This window comes from Ruegeria sp. BE9 (assembly GCF_056538765.1).
The window spans coordinates 98006-120991 of record NZ_JBQFTS010000011.1 but is presented as its reverse complement, the minus strand read 5'-3'; the positions used below and the strand labels follow the sequence as shown (position 1 = coordinate 120991).

The 22986-nt window shown below is 53.4% G+C and carries 19 protein-coding genes, 1 tRNA gene and 1 pseudogene; 12 read left to right on the top strand and 9 right to left on the bottom strand.

Going from position 1 to position 22986, the window contains the following annotated elements; genetic code table 11:
• Positions 1-14: 14 nt before the first annotated feature.
• Positions 15-3200 (top strand): ATP-binding protein, encoded by a 3186-nt coding sequence (locus tag ACR0EO_RS21220; RefSeq protein WP_480692907.1) that lies wholly within the window; start codon positions 15-17, stop codon positions 3198-3200.
• An 83-nt stretch (positions 3201-3283) separates the two neighbouring features.
• Here the strand turns inward: ACR0EO_RS21220 and ACR0EO_RS21215 are convergent, their stop codons facing one another.
• Both ACR0EO_RS21215 and ACR0EO_RS21210 read right to left on the bottom strand, forming a co-directional pair.
• Positions 3284-5518, bottom strand: coding sequence for a CHASE2 domain-containing protein (locus ACR0EO_RS21215; RefSeq protein WP_480692906.1), 2235 nt, complete (start codon positions 5516-5518; stop codon positions 3284-3286).
• Positions 5519-5621: 103 nt separating this feature from the next.
• A complete protein-coding gene (locus tag ACR0EO_RS21210) occupies positions 5622-6692 on the bottom strand; it encodes a FecR family protein (RefSeq protein WP_480692905.1) in 1071 nt (356 codons plus the stop codon).
• Positions 6693-7040: 348 nt separating this feature from the next.
• Here ACR0EO_RS21210 and ACR0EO_RS21205 point away from each other — a divergent pair.
• From ACR0EO_RS21205 to ACR0EO_RS21190, 4 genes and pseudogenes are all read left to right on the top strand, one after another.
• Positions 7041-7130, top strand: a tRNA-Ser gene (locus ACR0EO_RS21205).
• A 135-nt stretch (positions 7131-7265) separates the two neighbouring features.
• Positions 7266-7487: pseudogene (locus tag ACR0EO_RS21200) on the top strand (Arm DNA-binding domain-containing protein); the annotation flags it as partial.
• A gap of 14 nt (positions 7488-7501) precedes the next feature.
• On the top strand, positions 7502-7774 hold the full coding sequence (locus ACR0EO_RS21195; RefSeq protein ID WP_480692918.1) for a phage integrase central domain-containing protein: 273 nt from the start codon (positions 7502-7504) through the stop codon (positions 7772-7774).
• 12 nt (positions 7775-7786) lie between these two features.
• Positions 7787-7945 carry a hypothetical protein gene (locus tag ACR0EO_RS21190; protein ID WP_480692904.1) on the top strand — a complete coding sequence of 53 codons (159 nt, stop codon included), beginning with the start codon at positions 7787-7789 and terminating at the stop codon, positions 7943-7945.
• Between the two features lie 126 nt (positions 7946-8071).
• Here the strand turns inward: ACR0EO_RS21190 and ACR0EO_RS21185 are convergent, their stop codons facing one another.
• From ACR0EO_RS21185 to ACR0EO_RS21175, 3 genes are read right to left on the bottom strand one after another with little or no spacing between them, the layout of a single operon-like run.
• Positions 8072-8797, bottom strand: coding sequence for a haloacid dehalogenase type II (locus ACR0EO_RS21185; protein WP_480692903.1), 726 nt, complete (start codon positions 8795-8797; stop codon positions 8072-8074).
• A 46-nt stretch (positions 8798-8843) separates the two neighbouring features.
• On the bottom strand, positions 8844-9110 hold the full coding sequence (locus tag ACR0EO_RS21180; protein WP_480692902.1) for a hypothetical protein: 267 nt from the start codon (positions 9108-9110) through the stop codon (positions 8844-8846).
• 3 nt (positions 9111-9113) lie between these two features.
• Positions 9114-9962 (bottom strand): alpha/beta fold hydrolase, encoded by an 849-nt coding sequence (locus tag ACR0EO_RS21175; protein WP_480692901.1) that lies wholly within the window; start codon positions 9960-9962, stop codon positions 9114-9116.
• Between the two features lie 110 nt (positions 9963-10072).
• Between ACR0EO_RS21175 and ACR0EO_RS21170 the strand changes: the two genes are divergently transcribed.
• Positions 10073-10951, top strand: coding sequence for a LysR family transcriptional regulator (locus ACR0EO_RS21170; protein ID WP_480692900.1), 879 nt, complete (start codon positions 10073-10075; stop codon positions 10949-10951).
• A 252-nt stretch (positions 10952-11203) separates the two neighbouring features.
• Here ACR0EO_RS21170 and ACR0EO_RS21165 read toward each other — a convergent pair whose 3' ends face one another.
• Both ACR0EO_RS21165 and ACR0EO_RS21160 read right to left on the bottom strand, forming a co-directional pair.
• Positions 11204-14347 carry an efflux RND transporter permease subunit gene (locus ACR0EO_RS21165; protein WP_480692899.1) on the bottom strand — a complete coding sequence of 1048 codons (3144 nt, stop codon included), beginning with the start codon at positions 14345-14347 and terminating at the stop codon, positions 11204-11206.
• Positions 14348-14359: 12 nt separating this feature from the next.
• Positions 14360-15520: an efflux RND transporter periplasmic adaptor subunit gene (locus tag ACR0EO_RS21160; RefSeq protein ID WP_480692898.1), complete on the bottom strand. Its 1161-nt coding sequence runs from the start codon at positions 15518-15520 to the stop codon at positions 14360-14362.
• An 87-nt stretch (positions 15521-15607) separates the two neighbouring features.
• Here ACR0EO_RS21160 and ACR0EO_RS21155 point away from each other — a divergent pair, with 87 nt between their 5' ends.
• On the top strand, positions 15608-16249 hold the full coding sequence (locus tag ACR0EO_RS21155; protein ID WP_480692897.1) for a TetR/AcrR family transcriptional regulator: 642 nt from the start codon (positions 15608-15610) through the stop codon (positions 16247-16249).
• Between the two features lie 260 nt (positions 16250-16509).
• On the opposite strand, the gene ACR0EO_RS21150 is transcribed toward ACR0EO_RS21155, so the two are convergent.
• Complete coding sequence (locus tag ACR0EO_RS21150; protein ID WP_480692896.1) at positions 16510-16983, bottom strand: cupin domain-containing protein; 474 nt, start codon at positions 16981-16983, stop codon at positions 16510-16512.
• 80 nt (positions 16984-17063) lie between these two features.
• Between ACR0EO_RS21150 and ACR0EO_RS21145 the strand changes: the two genes are divergently transcribed.
• The 4 genes from ACR0EO_RS21145 (at position 17064) to ACR0EO_RS21130 (ending at position 21055) form a co-directional block, all read left to right on the top strand.
• Positions 17064-17651, top strand: a complete 588-nt coding sequence (locus ACR0EO_RS21145; RefSeq protein WP_480692895.1) for a TetR/AcrR family transcriptional regulator — start codon at positions 17064-17066, stop codon at positions 17649-17651.
• 180 nt (positions 17652-17831) lie between these two features.
• The gene (locus tag ACR0EO_RS21140) at positions 17832-18818 is read left to right on the top strand and encodes a DMT family transporter (protein WP_480692894.1); all 987 of its coding nucleotides are present in this window, start codon (positions 17832-17834) and stop codon (positions 18816-18818) included.
• Between the two features lie 108 nt (positions 18819-18926).
• A complete protein-coding gene (locus ACR0EO_RS21135; protein ID WP_480692893.1) occupies positions 18927-19394 on the top strand; it encodes a transglycosylase SLT domain-containing protein in 468 nt (155 codons plus the stop codon).
• A 566-nt stretch (positions 19395-19960) separates the two neighbouring features.
• Positions 19961-21055 carry an AI-2E family transporter gene (locus tag ACR0EO_RS21130; protein ID WP_480692892.1) on the top strand — a complete coding sequence of 365 codons (1095 nt, stop codon included), beginning with the start codon at positions 19961-19963 and terminating at the stop codon, positions 21053-21055.
• 124 nt (positions 21056-21179) lie between these two features.
• Here ACR0EO_RS21130 and ACR0EO_RS21125 read toward each other — a convergent pair whose 3' ends face one another.
• Positions 21180-22073: a YegS/Rv2252/BmrU family lipid kinase gene (locus ACR0EO_RS21125; protein ID WP_480692891.1), complete on the bottom strand. Its 894-nt coding sequence runs from the start codon at positions 22071-22073 to the stop codon at positions 21180-21182.
• A gap of 249 nt (positions 22074-22322) precedes the next feature.
• Between ACR0EO_RS21125 and ACR0EO_RS21120 the strand changes: the two genes are divergently transcribed.
• Positions 22323-22838, top strand: coding sequence for a GNAT family N-acetyltransferase (locus ACR0EO_RS21120; protein WP_480692890.1), 516 nt, complete (start codon positions 22323-22325; stop codon positions 22836-22838).
• Positions 22839-22986 lie beyond the last annotated feature (148 nt).

The following is a 22986-nucleotide window of genomic DNA, read 5'->3' as shown; positions in this document are numbered from 1 at the left end:
AAGTGTATTCTTGAATGGCGGATGGTACGAACAAGCCTATTGAGCAATCGTCGGATCAGGGGCAAAGGCGTCTGGTCTCCGTGTTGTTTGCTGACATGGTTGGGTACACCGGAATAGTAGCCAGTCTTGAGGATGAAAAAGCGTTGGCCTTTGTACGCAGGGTCTACGACACGCTTGTTCGCGCGGTTCAGGAACATGGTGGCGTTGTGCGCGATTTTGCCGGTGACAGCATCATGGCGCTTTTTGGCATTCCGGACGCCTTAGAGGATCCGGCCGTGCGTGCCTGCCGTGCCGCCATGTCGATCCACGACGCATTCAACAAGGCTGCACCGGAGTTTGAGGCCAGTTTTGGTGTTCGTCCGCAGATGCGTGTTGGTATTAGTTCAGGCACTGTTCTGATGGCCGCGGTTCAAGGCAAAGGCAGCCCGACCACTGCGGTGGGCAGTACCGTAAATCTGGCAGCACGTTTGGAAAACATGGCACCTTCTGGTGGAAGCTTGGTTTGCGATACAACGCGTGGATTGGTGGAATGGGTGACCGAGTTACGCTTTTTTGGCGAGCACAAAATCAAAGGACTGTCTGCGCAGCAAAAGCTGTGGCAGTTGAATGCAGTTCATGACGGGGCCACCCGCTTTGATGCGTCAGTAGCAAAGGGGCTCGGCAGCTATGTGGGGCGCGCGGACGAGTTGCGCGCTCTGACGGCTGCTTTGGAGCGGTCAAAAGCTGCGCCTTCTGTGGTCGACCTGGTGGCAGAGCCCGGGTTGGGTAAGACGCGGCTGGTGTTTGAATTCCTGCAGCAGGTGTCATCGGATGATGTAGCGGTTCTCACGGGGAACTGCTTTGCTGACGGGCAGCAGACCCCTTTTCTACCATTTCTCGAAATCGTGCGGAATTCGTTTCAAATCCGTGATGATGATAATCCGCTGAGGATTCAGAGAAAACTGGAACTGGGGCTTGGAAAATCCGGGTTGCTGTCCCAGGAAAATCTGGGATTGATGATGAACCTATTGGGGTTGAAGCCACCTATGGGCGCCCTAGACGGTTTGGATGGAGTTCTGATCGGGCTGCGGTTGAGAGAGCTGTTGCCAGCTTTGCTAAAAGCTAAATGCTCGCATGGTCGCGTTATTTTCTTGATCGAAGATAGCCACTGGATCGACAGCGCCTCTGAAGACCTATTGTCAATTCTGGTCGCTGATCTTTCGGTTTCGAACCTGCTCATCCTTCAAACGAGGCGACCAGAGTACGTTCCAAAATGGCTGGGCGCCGCCAGTGTAAAGACTGTTGCTTTAAAGCCCTTGCGTAGTGAGGACTTTGCGAGCTTGGCCCAGAACCGCTTGGATGCGACTGAGCTGCCAAATGGTCTGGCCGAGCAACTTGCTGCGCGGGCAGGAGGCAACCCGCTGTTTGGTGAAGAGATCCTCAGCTTTCTGCTGGATCAGGGAACTTTGCGCGTTGAAGACGACACCGCTTACTTGGATGAAGACATCAGCGACAGCGGTTTGCCTGTCACCATGCGCAGCCTTCTTGCCGCAAGGCTTGACCGGTTGCAGCCCGACGATCGCGCGTTACTGCAAGCAGCATCTGTGATTGGTCGGCGTTTTGATCCGGGGTTGTTGTCACAGCTCAGTGAAAACGGTGCTGAATCGGGTACAGCCCTGCAGCGTTTGCAAGAGTTAGACGTACTGTATCGCGAGCCGAACTCTTCCGACTACATCTTTAAACATGTCTTGCTGCGGGACTCGGTTTATCAAAGCTTGGTATTGTCGCGCCGTTCTGAATTGCATCTGGCTATTGCCGACGCATTAACGTTGCGAAACGCGAACCGTCTGCAAGAAGCGGCTGAAACCTTGGCCTACCACTACGGGCAAACCGACCGCCGGGATCAGGCATTCCGGTTCAGCGCAATGGCCGGTGACAAATGTCTGGGCGTGTATTCTCTAGACGAAGCCAACGGCTATTTCACTGCCGCGATGGAGCTGTATGAAGGCGATTCCGACTGCGCCACGAATGAACAATTCGCCGAGTTTCTGGCGAGCTTTGCGCTGTGTTCCAATATTTCGTTGCGCGTCAAAACGATCATCGAACTGGCGGGAACGGTCCGGCCGATCTTGCAGAAAGTAGGTGACAACCAGCATCATGCTTTGTTCCTGCATCACTATGTTTCTTGTCTGGTGTGCAACGGAAAATATCACGAGGCCTACTGGGTTCAGCAGGATCTGACTGATATGGCCAAACGTCTCAAGGATCCTGCATCCACTGCTTATGCCATGGTAAACGAGCTATCGGTCTCGATTTATCACTCGCCCATTGAAAACGCGCAGTTTGAAGCCAAGAAAAAAGAAATTGAGATCGCGCTGAGTAAGATCGATGACGCCTATATTCAAAACTTCTATCTTGCGACGGTCGGATGGAATGAACTAACGCGCGGGCGCGTTGCCCGGGCACATGCGACTTCGGATCAGATGATTGCTCTTGGCAAATCCAAGAATGACCCGCGCGCGCTGGGCTACGGCAAAGCGATGAAGGCGTTGGTGGCCATGGTGTCGGATGATCATGAGCTGGCGCTGGAGATGGCGGAAGAAGCGCGCCGGGAATCCAAAGTCGAGTTTGAGCTGGCTATAGCCGAAGCTGCTCGTGTTGGTGCGATGGTCCCGCTGGAAAAACCCGGAGCGATGGAGATTGTACAGCACCATATCGAGACATGTGACCAAAAGGGGTGGACGCTGTTTACCTTCGGGCCAGCAACAATGTTGGGCGTTGCATATGCCCTAAAGGGTCAGATTACTGCCGGTTTGCGCCAAATCGAAGGTGCCATTCAAAAGCGAACGGATGAAGGCACCATGGTCTCGGCGGATTGGGGGCGGTTGTTTCTGTGCGAGATGTATCTGGCTATCCTGACAGGAGAAGGCGGGGCGTCCTTAAAAGTTTTGTTGGGGAATTTTTGGTCCATTCTCAAAGTTATGCTGTTTGGGGAAAAACGCCTGAAGGCGATGATCGAACAGGTGCGCCGGAATCCTCAATTTGACGAAAAAGGGCACTACATTGCACGCTGCGATATGATCATGGGTTTGCTGTACAAGGCGAAGAAAAAGAAAGCGCAAGCCAAAGATCACCTGACCAAGGCCCGCGTTATTGTGGAAACCGCAGGACAGTCACCGATGCTGAGGCGCATCGATGCGGCTCTGGCGGAACTGGCTTAAGGGTTCACGCGGACTGTTGCGCCGTGAGGCTTTTTATCTTCAACCAACCTGATGTGCGTGAGCCTTTGACATCGGCAGAGTTTTCAAACAGATGGCTTTGTTCCGTGGCGATGGTGGCTGAAGAAGAGCTGGTTTGCTTGTACATCCGATCGGAAGTCCGCCGCTCGTCCGGACAGGGCGTAATAAAACCCACGTAGGCCGGGTTCGATATGTTCGGCAATTGCGACGCAGCCCTCGCATATCTCTTCGATCTGACTTTGAGGCCGGCGATCACGTATCGCGGCTATCAGGCTTTTGTGCATTGCTTCAAGTTTCTGAAAGGCGGGCGTCTTTCGAAGCCCACGGTTGCCGACCAGAACAAAAACAGGCTCTAGGTCTGTCTTCCCCTTGAGGTCGACGAACCCGGCCTCAAGCATCGCCATGTCGTTTTTCGTTTGCTCAAATACCGAGTTGGAAACAAGGATATCGTAATCGACGTGGCGGCAGCTTTGTTCGATCCGCGCGGCGACATTCACAACGTCCCCGATGACAGTATAGTTGAACCGCCGTTTTGAACCGATGTTCCCGACACAGGCTTGGCCAGTGGCACAGCCCGTGGCCAAAGCAATGGGCGGTCTTCCCAGCATCACGTCTGAGGCGTTGAAGTCCAGCAACGCTTGTCGCATCAAAAGAGCGGCTTGGGCGGCGCGGCGAGGGTGGTCTTCGACCGGTAGCGGTGCATTCCAAAAGGCCATGACCGCATCGCCGATGAATTTGTCTATCGTTCCTCGCTCTAACAGGATTTGGTCACCGACTTGCGAAAACAACTCATTCAGCAATGTCACCAGGTCCGTTGCGGATACAGACTCGGACAAAGGTGTAAACCCGCGAATGTCTGAAAACATGACGGTGATTTCTTGGGTCTCACCGCCCAATTGCAACTGATGGCCGCTGCCCTCCATTTCGTCCAGAATTTCGGGCGCGACATAGTGTGAGAAAACCTGTCGGATCACGCGCTTTTCGCGCTCGGTCGAGATGAAGAGATAGCCTGCTAGCAAGCCAAAATTCGCCATGCCGCCCAGCAAAGGAAAGGTAACATCAAAAAGCACGAGCTGGTTTTGAAATGCCAGCCAACTAAGCCCCAGAACTACCGCGGCAGAGACGCCACCCGCCACAAATGAGGCAACCGCTCCAAACCGCGCCATCACCGCAGTTACCACCAGCCCAAGTATGGCAAACGAAAGCAGTTCAAGTGCCGCAGTAACGTCTGAGCGGCTTAGCATTTCACCGGTCAAGATCTGTTCTAGGATTTGGGCATGTATGGAAACGCCCGGAACGGATTCCCCTAAAGCAGTCTGATGCATATCGAACAGACCGGCAGCCGACGTGCCGACCAATATGATGCGGCCTTCTATTTCGTTCCGCAGATCGGGGTTTTCACCAGTTTGCATGATGTCTGCGGCTGATATGTAAAGATCAGGATTGTCGTGCCGATACCTGACCCAAACCTCTCCGTTTTCAGTCGTCGGCAGGTGAAAACCTCCGACCTCGACCGCCAGCATGATTCCTGCTTCGTCCTGAGAGCCTTCGGCAATGATAATGCTTTCGCCCGTAGCTACGCGCAGGGCCTCGATGCTCAAGCCGGGCAACGCTCCGGTTGGTCCACCCCACAGAATTGGAACCCTTCTTACGATACCAGTGCCACCAAGTGGTGAGACATTTACACCGCCGATCCCCGCCGCACTTCGATCCAGTGGTGGGGCAGGCGGGGTCCAATGGGGTACGGATACTAAGCCTGAGCTGGGGGTTTCACCGATTTCAATGAGGCCTGCCAAGGGGGCTATTTCCCGGCCTTCCTGAGCTGCCCGCGCAGCAGCCCCCAAAACCACCGGCCAGTTGGCGATTTCAAAAGCAAAAGCCACGTCGTTGTCCCGTTTTTTCGCACTGTGATCCACGGTTAGCACATCGGCCAGGGCGGGGTCTTTCAGCAGCCGCGAAGGCGAATATCTGTCCGGTTCGACAAACAGCATATCGAACGCAATGACTGCGGCTCCATATTCGCCAAGGTTTTTAACCATCTCAGCTAGTAACGTCCGGGGCCAAGGCCATTGCCCCCATTGAGCCAGTGACTTTTCGTCAATGTCCACGACCCGCACAGGCAGTTCCGGATTGTATTCCCGCGGCGACAGGCGCTGAAGAATATCGAAGTATATGAGCCGGGTCATCCGTACCGGGTAAGGATCGAGGACCCTGATAAAGCACCCCAAAAGGATCAGGCCCAATCCCACAAGTTGAAAGGCTCGTCGTCGACCAGTTCTTATTTTCGGCTTTCTGGTCACTATAGTCTCCGAACACCTAGGTCGGTCCGGTTCGGATGCGCGCAAGACACGCATCCGTCGTTACGACTTTGTCTGATCGGTGGGCAACGCAAGGCTGGTGTCCTCAGCGACCTGCATTGCCCCCGTTTCCATCGATTCCACCGCTGCGGGCATCACCGCCGGTGAGGCCACCGCCACCGCCGCCAATCGTTCCTCCGGCGCCATCGTTGCCGCCGCTCAGGCCGCCGATGCTACCGCCTTGCCCGTTTCCGGTACTAACACTGCCGCCGATGTTGCCGCCGTTTCCGTTTCCTGTGCTACCACTGCCAATACTTCCACCGTTTCCTCTTCCTACAGTCGGGCTTTCAGGGGCGGGCCTTTCGGGTGCAGGCCTTTCAGGTGCGGGTCTTTCTGGGGCTGGCGGCTCACTACGCGGAGCGGATCGTTCAGCTTGTTGGACACCTGATCCTTGAGGCTGATCTGGGCTACGTTCAGGTGCATCAGATTGCTGGGGCGGTGGCGGCAGAGATTCCTCACCGCACCCGCTGATGTCCACTTGAAGGGGTGCCAGCAGGCTTTCCTGAGACTGAACAAATGGAAACCCGTTCTGCAGGGCTTGTTCAAACTGTTCCTGATCAGCAGGGCGACCAACGCTGCCGTTTTGTGTCGTGGCCATCAGGCTGCACCGACGGCCCGTCGCCTGGCAATTACCGCTCAGGCCACACATTTCGACCCGTCCTTCGAGAACCAGCATGGCGCTTTGCCTTCCTGTGACCACCCACATGTCAAAGGTTGTGCCTCGTACTGCCATTGTTGCAGTTGGGGTCTGGATAGAATAGGCGCGCTTTTTGCTTTTGCCCGAAATGAAGCGAAAGCTACCGCCAAGAGCCTGAACTGCGAAGTTTTTGGCCTTTTGATTGCCGCGCAACATCGTCACGTCCAGCATCATTTTAGCGTTTGGCCCAATCGCAATTTTGGTTTCGTCAACGAAAACCAGTTGAACAACGCCGCTACCGTCAGTCGAGATGGAGTCCCCGGACTGCACCTCCATGCCAGCTCGCAAAGGCTGCGACTTTCCTGAACGGGTGACTTCGGCGCCTTGTTTGACACCTATGACTGTACCGATGTTGGCTAAGACCTGCGAAGGCACAAGCAATACACAGCAGAAAACACAAAAAACTCTAAACCAGGCCAAACCTTATATCCTTCCCCAAAAGGTAAACATTGAGCGCAAGCGCCCACTGCCCGGTTTTTGCCTCTGTCAAATTAGTTGGTTAAAAATTCAAAAAACTCTATGCAAATATGCCTTAAACATTGCAACTTTGGCAAGTTATCAGTGTTTATTCGTTTAAAACCCCATTTATTGTCCGAAATCGTAATGCAGACGTGTGGGGCAGTGTTCTAACAGGCCTCATTTGTTGTTCACCCGACAACTGACTGAAAGGCCTCAAAAGCTATGTGTTTCACAACAATCTGAGAAAAATGCCCAAGGCATCGAAAATCGCCTTGTATCCGGTCAACATGCGAGGATATACCCGCCAGCGGAGACGTGGCCGAGTGGTCGAAGGCGCTCCCCTGCTAAGGGAGTAGGCGGGAAACCGTCTCGAGGGTTCGAATCCCTTCGTCTCCGCCATCAACCTATTTCGGTGAACTGGCATGGCCTGTCTAACGTGCCTTATTCCTATAAATAATGAGCACTTACCATCTCGTAGTACCATGCTGAGTTTTACTAAATTGTGCTTAATATGTTCCATTGAGTGGTGTTTTCATGGCCGCGCTCAGTGGGAAGCTGACAAAGAAGCTGGTAGAGAATCTTGGTTCGGGTCGGCATGGCGACGGCTCTGGCCTGTACTTTGTTGTTGATCCCTCCGGTGCGCGACGTTGGATCGTACGCGTTACGATCAAAGGACAGAAGAACCGCAAGGGCGCTCCTCTGCGCACGGATTTCGGACTGGGTGGCGCTGATGTCGTCACTCTGAACCAGGCCCGGGAGAGAGCGCTCGAATACAGACGGAGGGCAAAATCCGGACTGAACCCTCGGTTCAACGCCAACGCGAAATCCCGACCTTCGAAGAACTCAGCCGTCAGGTCCAAATCGACCGCCGGCCAACATGGAAGAATGTCAAGCACGGCCAGCAATGGCTCAACACCTTGCGCGACTATGCGTTCCCCAAGATCGGCCGTATGCCCGTAGACAGCATTGATCAGCCCGAAGTGCTGATGTGCCTGTCCCCCATCTGGACCGAGAAACACGAAACCGCAAAGCGACTGTCTTAGCGGATCAAAACGGTGCTCAATGTAGCAAAGTCTAAGGGCTTCCGCTCGGGCGAGAACCCGGTGACCGCGATCCGCGAAGGCAAGGTGCTGCCGGCCGCCAAGGCCAAGGTCCAAAACCATGAGGCGATGCCTTGGCAAGAGGTACCCGCGTTCTATGCTGAGTTGCATTGATTGGGCACTGACTGGGCACCAACAAAAAGCAGTCATTCGACCTAACCAGTCGAATGACCGCACCGAGCCCAAACTTACAACAACAACTAGTTGCAGCGAATGTCGGCTTCGCAGTCCGGTGCAGTGTTATTGTCCCGACAACTCCGCCACATGTGCGTCCGCCAGTTCGGCCATGCTGTTGAAACAGAAATTGTAGCTGGGCATCTCACCCGGGTTCATTGTTGCTCCGAACCCTTCCTTTTTATGACGGCGGTAAATCCAGCAATTTTGCAGCCCATGTTTGTTGGCCGGACCGTGATCATGGAACATGCTTTCGGCGGTGTGAAGAATGTCTTCTTTGGCGATGCCCTGCCGTGCAAGGGTTTCCAGCATGTAGTCGAAGTTGCGATCATTGGGTTTGTAGCTACCGACGTCCTCTGCGGTATAAACGCTGTCAAAATGAACGCCGAGTCGCGCGTTCGATCCTGAAAAGCTTACATTGTCGGTGTTGGTCAGGACGACTAGTTTGTAGTGTTGTTTGAGATAGGCGAGTGCGTCACAACTATCGTCGAATGCAGGCCACTGGCGCACCGAGAGGCCGTATGCTTGGCATTCTTCCCAAGTCACTTCGACACCCCATTCTTCAGCCAAACGACGGTAAACGACTGCAAGAAGATCGGAGTACTTTTTGTTGGGTGTCCAGCGCTGTGTCGTGGATTCATGATAGGCGTGCGCTTCAAGAATTTCGTCGCGTGTCAGGTTTTGAGTGACCTTTCTTGTCAATGGTTTGAGGGCTGTGACCATGCCGCTTTCCCAGTCGATCAGCGTGCCATAAACGTCGAATGCTAGAACCTTGAAGTCCGTCAGTTTCACAGTATCCCTCCTTCTTGTTGGTACGACCATTTTCGCTGAATTGTTGTCAGGCCCAACGGATCAACCCAATAACTGCCGACGTTGCGTAGAAGACTTGGAGCAAAAGGAAAGTCCAACGCCGGTCTAAGATTGCCCATCCTGCGAACAGGCCTGAAGACACTAGCAGTAGCGAGAACCCAAGCATCTCTGCTCCCACGTTGAGTGCAATCGACAACGCATAAACCATCGCCAAGACGGAACCAGTGATCTCGAAGAGCGATGTGAGCTTTCGCTTATCGCGCCCAACGACTTTTGTTTGTGCGATCTCCGTCATCGCTCAGCACTGTCTTTGCAGAAAGTCTACCAGCAAGGCTGAAATCTTCTCGGGTTGATCTTCCAGTGAGAAGTGACCGCAGTCTTCCAAGACATGGAGTTCTGAACCTGGGATTGCGTCATGCAGTCGATGCGCCCAATCGACAACCTGCCAGGCATCATCAGCCCCCCAAATCAGTTGAATTGGGTTCTTGCCGAGCTCAGCATAACGCGGGGCAATTTCGTCTGTGTGTTTGGGGTCGTAATGCATGACTTGATGCTGGAAAAAGCTTCCCTGACCAACCGGACCACAGATGAAATCCAAATAGGTCTCCATCGACGTTTCTGCCAAACGCTCTTTGTTTTGAACCGTCGAATAGAACCATTCGCGGAAATGCTCACGATGATCGGCATCTGGTGCTTTGATCAGCTTTTCTAAACCAGCCTTCATTTGCTCATTTGTGCGCTTAGAGGGCCAACTGTCATAGCTCACTACATCAATCATGCTCAGCGTGCGAACCCGGTCGGGCGACTGGATGCCAAAGCGCTGTCCAACACCACCTCCGATGTCATGGGCGATGACGTGTAGATCATCCAGACCCCATATGTCGAGCAATCCTTCAAGAATTGGCACTTGGCCGGTGACGGACGTGTCGATGGCCGGGTCGCAAGGGCGTTCCGACAGCCCAAATCCCAACAGGTCGTAGACATGAACTTTGTATCCAGCGGAGACCAGCGAAGGCAAAATGTTACGCCAGATATATGAGGAGGACGGTGTGCCGTGGATAAGAACCACGGGGATCCCTTCACCATGCACACCATGAGAGATGCGTGTGCCGTTGATGATGACATTTTGATTAACTAGGTGGGTCATGGCGATGCTCTGGATTTTTAGCTTTCGCAAACCTTAGCCAAGCGATACCATATGAAGCAAATGAATGATTGTCATGCATTGATTGCGAAATGTCATGGTTGGTTGAGAGAATGTCTAAGAGACTTGAAATAGATGCACTACGAGCCCTGCTCGCCATCGCTCACTACGGCGGTGTTACGCGGGCAGCAGAACATCTGGCGTTGTCGCAATCCGCCGTCAGTCACAAGATGAGACGCCTGGAACAAGCGTTGGATTGCGACCTGCTCGCGCGTCGAGCGGGTGGGCCATTGTTCACCGAGGCGGGTAAGCGGCTTTGTGACTATGCGCGCCGCATGGTTGACCTGCACGACGAAGCCCTTTCTGATTTGGGTAAGAAACCTCTAGCCGGGACCATCCGACTAGGCGTGACCGAGGATACAGCCACCAGCGACATCGCCCGGATTCTAGGGCGATTCACAAGACTTTTTCCTGAGGTCAACGTGCGAACTCGAACCAGCCAAAGTCTGAATGTTCAGGCCTGGCTCGAGGCAGGTGAACTGGACGTTGCAGTAATGCAGGTTTTCAACTCCGATGTCGCGAAGGGTGACCTCGTTCTTTTTGAAGACAGTCTGCATTGGGTGAAATCTCCTGACCTGCCCCTGAACCCCTTGGGGTCAGTTCCATTTCTATCGTTCGACAAAGACTGCTTTTACAGGCAATGGGGCTGTGCTGACGGCCAAGCGCAGGGGCATCACTTTGAACAGGTGTTGGAATGCCCCAGCGCCGCCGGAATAAAATCCGCCGTCCAATCTGGGCTTGGGGTGGCGCTATTGAATGGGATGCACCTGTCTGATGGTATCCAGGTCATCGAGGGTGTATTTCCACCTCCACCTGACATAACCTTTGTCGCTCGTATCCATCCCAAAAGAAGAACTGAACCCGTAAAGGCACTTATCGACGAAATCGCACGCGAGCTCAGCACTTCGATCCCGTTGTGCGCTGCCGGATAGCGCTTCAAAGCAGCCTTTCGGGAACGCGCAGCCAATGTCTATTTTACCCGCAGAGCAGACATTGAGTTGATTTCAAACAACGACTGCTTCGAGCCCAAATTGACCAATGCTGCACGATGACCCGATGACAGCAATGCGCAGAAACCAGACTTTGCAAAGTCCGGCGTGCGGCCCATAGCAGAAATTGAACCTTGCGTCGAACAACTACGGCTTTGAAACATACCAAGTCGCAAGGTGAAGTAATCTCAATACTCATTCTGCCACAAGCGTGACAATTGCTTCTTGAGGCTGGGACTGTTGGTTGTTTGCCTCGAGCGGTTGGTCGAGCTTTCCACGATACACCAAAGCGAACATCGGCGGAGTGAAATAAAACGAAACGACAGTCGACAACAGCACGCCCCCGGCGATTGCAACGGCGAATGGTGGCCAAAATGCTCCTCCACCTATGATCAGGGGTAGGAAGCCGCCAAAGGTTGTGACCGTTGTCGAGATGATATGCCGACTTGAACCAGTCACAACACGCGCCATGGCTGCTCGGTCGCCTTGGCTCGCGTCAACGTCTTGTTGCAACCCGGTTAGAATTATGATCGCCGCGTTGATCGAAACTCCGATTGAGCCGATGACCCCGATGATTGCCGTTATTCCGAACGGGAATTGCATAACGGCCAGCGACAGCATTGAAAGCCCCGCAGACAAAACGCAAACGACCAAGGTCACTAGGGTCAGCCGGAACGAGTTAAAGGTTAGCACGATGGTCGCGATGGAGAGTGTGACGATCAACCCGACAGAGGCGAGCAAGTTTCCCACGGTATTGGATCGCGCATCACTGTCGCCACCCAGGGACATCGAATAGCCTTGCGGCAGCACAAACCCGGACGCATCTAGCGCTTCTAATACGTCCTGTAACGCCTCTTCGGGTAAAACGCCGGGTACGATAAACGCTTGGATAGTGTTTTCGCGCACGCCATCCGTTCGGGTTATTACGCTTTCCGCAGGTTCGATTACCGGTCTGGCTAGTTCCGACAACGGCACAGCAGGGAAAACACCAGTGGCGGATATGGCGGCAGCATTGGGCAGCAGGATGGGCATACTTACAATAGCGCTTAGGTCTGATCGCACCTCGTCACCGAAGCGAACACGCACTGGCAACTGTTCAGTCCCTTCTATAAGCGATCCACCGGTGATACCAACAAGCGCCGTGTCCAGCTGACCTGCTATATCCGCCACGTCCAGGCCCAGCAGACGGGCTTTGACCTCATCAATCTCGAACCGGATCTGGGGGTTGCCGCCGTTCACGCTGGCGCGCGCTTGTGTCACCAGATCGAGATTGGCCATAACTGAACGCACCTCGTCGCCCAGATTACGCAAAACCGTGATGTCCTGCCCCTGAATTTTGACCTCAACTGGTGCGTCAACCGGAGGGCCCTGAACAAGACTGCGAACGATGATCTGCGCGTTAGGAAAGTCGGTATCCAGACGACTCTGCAACGTTCTAACAAGGCGGGCGGCGTCGTCTGCCGTGTCAGTCGTGATCATAGCTTGTGCAAACCCAGGCTCGCGTGAGCGGTTTCCAACGATGTTGTAGTAGAATGCCGGGCCGGACTCTCCGACGGTCCAGTAGACACTTTTGACGCCGTCGTCAGCCAGCAGCATTTCATCGATCTGGCGGGCGGTTGCTTCGGTGGTGGAAATCGACGTTCCACCAGGCATGTCGACTTCGATATAGAATTGGTTGCGGTCGACGCCCGGGAAGAATTGCGCGGTCAGCGTTGGAAAGGCCGCAAAGCCAAGCAAAGGCAAGACCAATGCCATGGCGATGGATCGCACCGGATTGGCGACTGACAATCGAATTGAGGCCTCGAACATTCGGGCGAGCGGCGGGATGCTGATACCGCGGCTCAGCATTCCTGCGTCTGGGCGATTGGACAGTAACCATCCAGCAATCGCCGGAGTAACCGTCAAGGCCACAACCAGAGACCAGACAAGCATAAGAACCACGGCGATAGCGATGGCGCCGACAAAGTCACCGGCGGGTCCCGGCAGCAAGATCATCGGTGTGAAGGCAAGCGCCGTTGTGACAGTCGATGCCAGCAATGGTGCGGCCAACCTGCGAACAGCGTCTCGCACGGCTGCAAGTCGCTCCATGCCATCCTGCAGACGACGTCGAATTTCATCGGTCATGACGATGGCGGCGTCAACGAGCAAACCGAGGGCAACAATCAGGCCCGTTACGGACATCTGATGAATTGGCAATCCAATCATGTTCATCGTTGCCAGAGTTGCCAATGAAACAACAGGCAAAACCAAAGCCACGATCGCGGCCGCCCGAACCCCCAACGTGACAAACAAAACTGCCACGACCAGAGCCACGCCAATGGCCATGTTGATCCCGACCTCTGACAAACGATCCGTTGTGTACTGGCTTTGATCAAACAGCAGTATTTCCTGTATTCCCAAAGGTACCGATGCGGCGCCAGCTTCAAGCTCATCCCGTAGAAAGCCTGTCCAGCGGTCAATCTGCACGCCGTCCTGCGCCAGAATCCCGACCAAAACGGAGGGCTTTCCGTTGGCAAATGCGATTGAGGACTGCGGTTTACGTGCGCCCCGGTCTACGCTGGCAATATCTCTGAGTTGCACGACAGCACCGTCTGCGTTTTCACGCAGGACGATTCCTCGAATGCGATCCAAAGTCTCAATTTCTCCGCTGACGCCTATGGTCAGGTCGACATCGGATTGCAGCCGCCCAGACTGAACCTTGCCATCTGCTTCGGCGATCCGTTGGGAAATCTCGGCAGCGCCAAGCCCAAGCGCAGCGGCCTTGTCCATATCGACACTTACGAGCACCTCTTCTTCCGGTTGACCGAAATAGTCCACAGCTCGTGTCCCAGGTATCGCGCGCAATCTGTCACCCAATGCTTCGGCATGACGAGACAGCAAAGTTAGCGGAAAGTCGGGGTCCTCGGCCGCAACTGCAATGACAGCGGAATAGGCAGCAATACCCTCGGCATCAAACTCTGGCGGCAATACTCCTGCCGGGAAGTTCTGGCGCGCATCTTCGACGGCGTCCCGAGCCTCTGCCCAAACCTGCTCAATGGTGGCTTCGTCTAGCGTCTCCAGCAATTCTACCGAAACGACAGACACGCCCGAGCGGGAGACGGAACTGACCTCATCCACCTCGGCGATCTTTCGCAGCTCTTCTTCGATTTCTGTAGTAACCAGCGCTTCAACCCGTTCTGGGTCTGCGCCCGGGAACTGTGTCGTTACAGTTGCGAAGAGGTTGGTGATCGTAGGATCTTCCTGCCGTCCAAGCGATAGGAACGAAGACAGCCCTGCAGATACAAGTACCAAAATGATCAGGGCAACCAGCCGGGGATGGCGAAAGGTAAGGGATTCCATCAGATCGCTCCGTTACTCGCCGCTGTTGAAGGCGACGCGCTGACCAACGCTGACTCGCTGTGGCCCCTGGTCAATCAAGACGGTGCCTTCCGGAAACGCGCCACGCACAAAGACGCGGTCGTCTTCGGCATGCAGAACTTCGACAGTCGCCAGGCGCACAGTCTTTTGCGCGTCGGCAATGAGCAGTGTCCATTGCCCGCGCGTTCCTTCCTTCAGCGATGTTGTGGGCACCCAGGTTCCCGCACTTTGGACAGGATCGAGTACATGCACACGTGCGGTTTGTCCGAAAGCAACGCCCGGCGCGTTCTTTAGATCGAACAGCGCTGTTCGGGTTCGGGTCACCGGGTCAATATCGGGCCGCAAAGTTGCAAGCTCAGCCTGATAGCTTTGACCTGCAATTTCGATTTCAACGTCAGTCAGCAGCGCCGGATCAACATCGAGAGGGATACCGATCCGAACCTGCGGCGACACGACCTCGACCATACCCAAAACCAACTCGCCCGAGCGCAGAGTTTCACCGCCATCCACGTGTCGCGCGGTTATTTGACCGGCAAACGGAGCCTCGATACTGGATTTCTCGATCCGAACGGTCACATCACGCAAGGCAGCATCTAACTCGCCAATCCTGGATAGCAATTCATCCTGCTGAGAAACGGCCTCGTCCAAACGGGCTTGACTGGTAAAGCCTTCTTCAATGAGTTTCGCGTTTCGCTCAACCGTCTTTCTTGCAAATGCAAGCTGGGCTGCAATGGCATCACGTGATGCTGTCAGACGGTCGCGTTCGACCTCCAGCAGTGCGATGTCCAGTGTCGCAAGAAGTTGACCCTTGGCAACCTCGTCACCCTCATCCACTAGAATTTGATTCAGCGTCCCGTTCAGTTCGAAAGAGATATCTGCCGAACGCCGAGGTTCGACCTGCCCGATGAAAACACGGTCGACTGTGTAGGCGCTCTCGGACGTGATCGGTGTCACGGATACCGGGGTCACAGCGGCGGCATCCGGTGCGGGTACTGCCTCCGCTCGACGCGTGAGCTCGGTTGCGCCGAAGTGAACAGCGGCCGCTGCAACGGCTATAAAGCTGACGGTCACTCCCAGACGCACAGTGCCGCGTAACACACGTGCAAATAGGCTCGGTTTGGTCGCTTCAGTAGATGAATTTGCAGGATTCGGCATTTGGGGACCTCATCAAGTTAGCATCTCTAACATATGTTAGAAGTTCTCACTTTGACAAGAGATACGTGATCTGGCACATGTTGGATCATGAGCAGCACCGAAAAAAATCATCCGACAAGCAGACAAACGGCTGGTCTTTCCGTCAGCAAGAAAGCCTATCATCACGGCGATCTCCGCGCTGCACTGATCGAAGCAACCCGACAGTTGGTTGAAGAAAAAGGTCCGGACAGCTTTTCTGTATCCGAGGCGTGCAGACGCGCGGGCGTATCAACCGCGGCACCTTACAAGCACTTCAAAGACAAGACAGAAATGTTGGTCGCCACTGTCCATGAAGGAATGGATCGGCACCGAGACAAAATGCTTGCCGCACTGGAAGGCGTTCCTGAAGGATCTCCCGAGCGCATTACTGCCATAGGAATGGAGTATATTGCCTTCGCCTTAAATGAGCCCGGGATCTTCAGACTGAAATTTGGCGGCTTCACAGACCGCATCGCGGATCCCCGACTGGAAGAAGGCGGCCAGCAAAGTTTTGGGATTCTTTTGACTGAGGTAGCAAAGTGTCTCGGTGAACCGGGAATCACAGACGAGGTTCGCCGCCGTGGTTTTTTGTTGTGGAGTTTCGTGCACGGGCTGTCCTTCATTCTGCATGACAAAGGGCTTGCGGAGAAAGGCGAAGAGTTCGATCTTCATACCCTTCTTGAGGACGTTTCGGAAAGAATGCTGAGTTGAGCGTTCTCACGCCAAAACGAACTTAACCAAGCACTGATAGCAGACAATCTAAGCCGCTATCACGCCTACGCTTAAACGATTGCTCTGGTTCACATAGAAGACATTTTTGGAAAGCGCCGCGAATGTCCGCTATCCAAAATCGCGAGGTCTCGTCGTGAATGTCGGCTTCGGATTGAGCTAGTATTACAAGGTAGGGTGTACGGCAGAAGCTTTGCTCCAAAGCCTCCGCTTCCCAACCCGGAGTTATGAACGCGCGTTCGTTAGCTGGGAACGTCCGCAGGCGCCAGGATCGTCATTCCCACTCGACCAGCCACGGCCATGATCGCCGGAATGTCTGGTGGTCCATCTGGCGCCGGAATATCGGTCGTGCCGTCAGGCATTGCTTCACCGGCTTCAGTAAAGAAAGTGTCATGCATCGCGCCGGGGGCGTTTATGCAAAGTAACCGCCCAGGCCGGTCTCCAGTGCATGTGAAGGCGTGCACTGCGCCGTCCGGAACTTTGACGAAGTCACCACATTTGACGTTGACTGTCTCACCATTCAAAAAGAACTCGAATTCACCATCGAGCACATAAAAGCTCTCATCTTCGCCAGCATGATGATTGGGCGGTGCACCGGCACCCGGCGCCGTCTTTATCTCAACGATTGTGCAACGATCTCCTGTCTCACTGGGAAAGGCGTGAAAGGTCAAAAGGTTCCCAAGAAGATGATAAACTCGCGGGCGAGGTTCAGTCATTAATGCGACTCCCTTTACTTGAAACATACTACTCTTATGATACATATATCCACTTATGAGACAAGTGTATCACAAAAGGCTTGAGCTTGGCACCTCGAACAAATCAAATCAACCGAACGCGAGAAGCACTACTTTCGGCAGCACGTGACCTGATGTCGGAAGGCAAGGAAGTCACGCTGGCAAAAGTCGCTGAACGCGCCAAAACTAGCCGTGCGACGGTCTATCGTTACTTTTCTGACCCAAGTGTCTTGGCTTTGGATGCGACGCTCGATCTTGATGTCACTCCGACGTCAGAACTTCTTGAGGGACTGGGTGACGTTAGGATCCGTGTACATGTCGTCGCGCGCTACTACCTGGATTTTTCGCGGGTTCATGAGGCGCACTTCCGACAGTTTCTGGCTGAATCGCTAAAGGCATCACTAGAAAATGGAACTGTCAAAATGCGTGGCGCCAGAAGAGTGGCGGCGTTTTCGGAAGCACTTGCACCAGTTCATTCAATGATGGAGCCGAAGGAAATTGACGACTTGGCAAAACGGTTGTCCATGACGACGGGTATGGAGCAACTTATTATTCTTGAAGACATTTTGCGCGTGGACGAAGCCGCGGGCTACCAACTTCAGGAAGGGTTGGTCGATGCTCTGTTGGATCGATACTTGCCAAAACACTGAGGCAGAATTCAGATACCTATTTTGTCTTAAAACTACTGGCAAAGAGACACCAGTTTGACGTCCGCTTCGGGCTGCAACCTGTCAGAGATACGCGTCGCGGATATTTGAGCAAAATCCGTATCGCAAAGCGACGTGACCATTTCTGTGGCCCATGGTAGTGGCCTAACGAAGGGGCACTCCATGACAACGGCACAAAAACTACAAAACCCGACAGCTGGTATTGCGTTCGTACTGATCGGAATTTTGGCGATTTCTGTCAATGATATGCTGATCAAATTCCTGTCTGGCGGTTACCCCTTGCACCAGATGGTGTTTACAAGATCGTTGATCGGGATCGGGTTCAGTTTTGCCCTGGTCCAGATGGAGGGCGGTTGGCGCATCCTGAAAACCGATCAGCCGGGACTTCACCTTCTGCGCGGCCTGCTGATTGTCGTTGCCAATCTGACTTTCTTTACAGCCCTGGCGGTAATGCCCCTGGCGGAAGCCACGGCTGTTTTCTTCGTAGCTCCTTTGATGATCACCTTGCTGAGTATCCCATTGCTTGGCGAAAAAGTTGGGCCGATGCGGATTGGTGCTGTGCTTGTGGGATTTTTGGGCGTGGTGATCATGACCCGCCCATGGGAGGCCGGCGGCGAGCGTGAAGTTGGCCTGTTGATGTATGCCTTACCGGTACTTGCTGCTTTCACCTATGCCCTCAACAACGTGATGACCCGTTTTCTCGGCGCAAAGTCCAAAGCCTCAGCAATGGCCGTGTACATACAAGCGTGCTTTATCGTTGTCAGTCTATTGTTCTGGTCAGTAGCCGGGGATGGGCGTTTTGCCAGCGAGCTCGAGAACGAAAGCTTGATCTTCTTACTGCGTGCCTGGGTTTGGCCCGAAGGGACTGACCGATGGTTGTTTATTGGCCTCGGATTCAATTCTGCAATTGTCGGGTATTGCCTTGGCCAGGCTTACCGCATGGCAGACGCAGCTACAGTGGCACCGTTTGAATATGTCGGTCTTCCCATGGCCATTTTCTGGGGATGGGTCATTTGGGGCGAGCTCCCAAACCTGCCTGTCGCAGTCGGGATTTCACTTATCTTGGGGGCGGGACTGTTTGTCTTTTTGCGTGAGCGTCAGAAAAAGAGGCACGTTGTAACTGAAAAGAGAGTGCATCGTCGGTATTAGGTGCCAAATCAATTCTGGCCAAAAGCCGCTCAAAAATACCCTGGGATATTGAATATCAATCACAGTTGAGTGCTGATGAATCTTGTCATTAATGAGATGAGAATTTTGATGCGATACACAGTCATTCTTGCTGCGCTATTTCTTAACGCTTGCGTCAATGAATCCGCAGAGCCAATAGCCCGACTTTATCCGGGTGAGACCCCTGAGCTGCGCGTGATTATCAACGAAACTGCGGACGCAAACGGTGTACCGCGGAGCCTTGTACACCGTGTGATCCAGCGAGAAAGCGACTATCGTCCCAATGCTCGAAATGGTCCCTATTACGGGCTGATGCAGATTCTGCCTGCCACAGCGCGCCAGATGGGATTTCGCGGACAGCCCTCCGACCTTTTGGACGCTCAGACCAATCTGACGTACGCCGTGAAATACCTGCGTGGCGCCTGGATGGTTTCGGATGGAAATGAGCCCGAAGCTGTCATGTGGTATGCCCGTGGGTATTATTACGAGGCGCGAAACAGATGCATGCTTGTGGCAACCGGGCTTAGGGATACTGAAGTACGAAAGTACTGCGACTGAAGCCCTTTCCACAAGAGTTACATAGAGCTTCAAATTAACCGAAAACAAACTCCTCCAAACAGAGTGGGCTCGCACTACGGAGCCATGTATTTGCGCGTCTTGCAGAGTTACCTAAACTGCGAGTAGTTGCTGCAACAGCAATACGCGGAAGAAAACAGGCGGCTTTACCGCGCATCTCAGAAAAATTGCAAAGCCCAGTTTTAGATGTTCGCTTTGGGCTAACTGCGGTCCTTTGGAGTAAAAATGCGGATGGCTGCAAAGTCCGGTAAATGGGCGTTCTTACTGAGTTCGGCGAATAACGACGAAGAGCCCAAAGCGGGCTATCAGATATCCGATCTCAGTAGGTGGCTGAAGAACCAAACTATCGTTTTTAGCCTGTGAGATGCAGGTTTCAGATCGACAGCAGGTTCACGGCAAAAACATGATAGTTTTTACCTGAAAATCTCCACTATTCGCTATCGAGAGGTAGTAACTGAACTACTTGCCAAGTTACGTTCAAGGCGACCTAATAGATTTTTGAAAAGGAAGTCCGCAGGACGACACCCAACCTTTTATGGAGCTTGTGAATGATTCAGGGTTCAAATGATAAAGGTCCCGCTCCAGGTTTCTGGGGGCTCACGTTCTGGTATCAGTTGGTCGTCCTTGTTTTCTTGACAATAGCGTCGTTAGTCCTCGCTTCGTCTGTACTGGTTCCCCTGTTTTTTGCGGCCCTCTTGTTCGTTCTCCTCACAGCGACTGCGGATCGCATTGGCAGATTGAAGATTTTTGGAAGTACCGTTCCGAAGTGGCTTGCACATTTGGCCGCAGTTTCAATTGTGTTAATCGGCCTCTCGCTTGTTTTGTCGATATTATCGAGTCAAGCCGGAGAGGTTTCGGAAGCGTTTCCGCGCTACGAGGAACGGTTTTCTAGCATAGTAGCGAAGCTGGTGTCACTAGTTGGGCAAGACAACTATGCAGCTGCGGTAAAGGCCTTGGAACAAATCAACCTGGCTGGGTTCGCGAAAGGAGTGATCGGGTCTGCTGGGGCATTCCTAAGCGCTTTTTTCCTAGTGCTGCTCTATGTGCCCTTCATGTTGGTTGAACGCGTTCCAATGCGCGCCAAAGTCAAGCTCGCAATCAAAGACAGGGAAGCCGCTGAAAAAGTTCGCCGCGTGCTTGAGAGCACATCCGACAGCATTCAAAGATATGTTGGCATCAAAACGCTGGTGAGTGCACTGACTGGCTTGGGCAGTTATGCCGTGATGGCATCCGTCGGCCTAGACTTCTCTGAAACCTGGGCCGTTCTTGCATTCTTGTTGAATTTTATCCCGACAGTCGGCTCTATCTTGGGCGTCGCGCTTCCTTCCATTGTCGCACTGGTACAGTTTGAAGAAGTCGTGCCCTTTCTTGTTGTTCTAATTGGTTGTGGCGCTGTTCAATTCTCTATCGGCAATATCCTGGAGCCAATGCTACTTGGGAAAAGCCTGAATTTGTCGCCTTTCATGGTCATTTTGGCGCTCACGTTTTGGACTGCGATCTGGGGGATTGCCGGCGCGTTAATGAGTGTTCCTATCACCGTGTGCATCATGATTGTGCTTTCGAACGTCCCGTCTACTCAGCCAATCGCCATACTGATGTCCGGTGATGGGAAGATAAGCAACTCTGACGCAGCAAACAGCTAAGTCCGAAAGACGTTCGCTGTACTGGACGGCGGTTTTTGCCTGACTAATCTGGCTAACGTACGCTTCGGCTCGGCTCGTTAAATTCAAACACCGTGCGAAGTTTGAGTTTAAGGATAAATCCGAACTATTTGCCGTTCGGAAAAACGAAGTTTAACGCATTTGGTTTAATTGAAACCTCAAAGCGTTGATCAATCATCGGCTCGCCGTCCAGATTCATATGAAACGGCTGGGAGGTTTCCAAAACCATAGATCTCAGACGGGAGCGCTGTACAACACCATCTGTGGGATCCGAGATATCCGGCAGTCTGCCAAAGGGCAGGTTTTCTGGCATCAATCTCTCCGTGGAGAGCACGCTTAAATCCAGCAACCCATCAGACACTTCCGCTTCAGGTGCCACGTCAAAACCGCCACCTGCATAGCGGCTGTTCGCAATCGCGATTGCGGAAATGGAAACGTCGTACGGGTCTCCACTATCGATTGCGATTTTCGCCGGAACGGACTTCGCATCAGATAGACGAGCTAGCCCAAACAGTGTGTACGCGAGTCCGCCGAGGCGTTTCTTCATTTCCTTTGGTGTTGTTGCGGTGATCATCGCTCCAAAACCGCCGCTGGCAACATTCACAAATGGTCTGCCGTTTATGTATCCGACATCAATAGGTTGCGCGTCTTCTGATGCGGCAACTCGAACAGATGTTGCCAAGTCCAAACCTTTATCACCGAACGACCGGGCGAAATCGTTCGCAGTGCCTAGGGGAACAAGACCTAGCGAGACAGGCGACTTTACCTTCAACTTCAAAACAGCACTCGCCACCGAGTTCAAAGTGCCATCACCACCGCCAGCGATTATCCGGGTTACCCCATCACCCACGGCTTCTCGAAGCGTCTTCTTCAAGTCTTTTCCTGACCAAGGAATACACACCCTAATACCAAGCTCTTTTTCCAATGGGCGGACAGCAGAACGCAGATCGGGTCTTGCTGCGGACTTCCTATTGAGAATTAGCAGGGTACGTTTGGCCATGATTCCAGCATAAAGCTCTCAAACGTTGGAGCAACCGCCTTGAAATTTCTAAATGCAGAGGCCCTCAGGCAATTGAGATTTTATTTGTGCCAGCCAACCCATAAGTGACGGTAGTCAGCTCTATCCGCATAGTCGTAATTAATGCGCTGCAACGCGAACGACCGCTTTGCGGACGAAACGGACTTTCGACTTTTCACCGTGATCCGGTATCTTCACGACATCTTCAGTTCAAACGCTGGTACCTGACAAATGGATCCGTTCCACACTGAAAGGCTTTCGGTTCACAGTTGGCAATCGACATTGGAAGACCAGGAGGCGCGCCGAGGGCTGGAGATTGCTTTGTCTGCGATATTGTCACGCCGTGTGCTTGAGCATCTTCCGTCACCTCTGCACCTGAGCGGAGATGACGATATTGCTTCTTGGGTGGACGAACGCGCCAAGGAAAGCGACATTTTTCTTGTCAACTGGAGGCGCAGCTCCGAATTAGTCGGACTGTTGATTTTGGCGTCCGACCCCAGTGACGCGCAAGTGCCAGAACTTCATATTGGCTATTTGCTCGGTGAAGCAACTTGGGGTCAGGGGGTCGCGACAGAACTCGTCCAAGGCTTGGTGTCAGCGGCAGAAAAGAACGGCCCGGTGAGACTGTTGGGAGGTGTCAGCATTGAAAACCCGGCAAGTGCTCGGGTGCTTGAAAAGGCGGGTTTCGAATTATCACCTGACCTTTCAACAACGAATTCGCACATGTACTCCAAGAAAGTCGGTTAAAGCGCATTCGACAGGTCCGGCTTGGGCTCAAGGCAGACCTTTAGGCAAGAGCGGCATCTTCGTTGAGGACTAGAACGCTCTCTTGAGGACGGCCCAAAGCGGTCGTTCGTTGGTAAGCGAGATGCTGCGGTTCGGTTTCGAAAAATGA